Genomic DNA, 1,046 nt, shown 5'->3' on the forward strand with positions numbered 1-1,046 from the left:
AAAGACGATAGAAAATACCATGTTCATTCGAATGAAAATTTACTCCGTCAAAAGATTTATCAAATCATTGCTGGTTATGCTGAAGATGACAGTGCTGATCAATTGACGAATGATCCTGTCTTCACACAAATGATCGGGACCGACGCCTTAGCTTCTCAACCAAGTTTATCTCGGTTTTACACAAGATTTGATAACGAATCCATGGAACAATTAAATCAAGCGAACCAAGAGCTTTTAGATAAAGTACATACATTCAGGGGATCCAAAGCAATCATCTTTGACTTGGATTCAACACATGCTGACACATATGGTGAACAAGAATCGGCATCGTACAATACTCATTATGGAACGGTCGGTTTTCATCCGTTAGTTGCTTTTGATGGTATCACTGGCGATTTCCTTAAAGCGAAGCTACGACCAGGAAATGTTTATACTTCCAATGGTGTCGTTGATTTTGTAAAACCACTTATTGAACACTACAATGAAAAATTTCCAGAAACCACACCGTTTTTACGTGGAGATAGTGGATTTGCTGTCCCGGCTTTGTATGACTTATGCGAAGATGAGTCTGTCTATTACGTGATTCGTCTAAAATCAAACGCTATTTTACAGCGAATGGCGGATGAGTTACATCCAGCCACTGAAATATTCGATGTTACCAAGTCTGAACACTACTATGAGGAAATCGAATACCAGGCAAAATCATGGTCGAAGTCAAGAAAAGTCATCGTACAATCTGTTCGTCCTGCGGGTGAACTGTTTTTTACCCATTCCTTTTTTGTAACGAATTTAAAAGATGCATTCACTCCAGAAACTATCGTTCGTTCTTATCAAAAAAGAGGGACGATGGAGAACTATATCAAGGAAGCTAAAAACGGTTTTTATCTGGATAAAATGAACAGCCATTCTTTCCAGGTAAATGAAGTCAAAATGATGTTAAGTCTATTAGCGTACAACCTAACGAATTGGCTACGTACCCTTTGCTTTCCAAAAGGACGGAAAAGTATGCAAATCGAGACCATTCGTACAAGAATTATTAAAGTTGC

At 38.3% G+C, this 1,046-nt stretch carries 1 protein-coding gene; it reads left to right on the plus strand.

What is annotated here, in order from left to right; all coding sequences use genetic code 11:
* Positions 1-1,046 (plus strand): IS1380 family transposase (locus GW534_RS15960; RefSeq protein ID WP_161921935.1); only part of this gene is annotated, 1,046 nt, incomplete at both ends.

The sequence above is a fragment of the Pallidibacillus pasinlerensis genome (assembly GCF_009996845.1).
Lineage (GTDB): Bacteria > Bacillota > Bacilli > Bacillales > Caldibacillaceae > Pallidibacillus > Pallidibacillus pasinlerensis.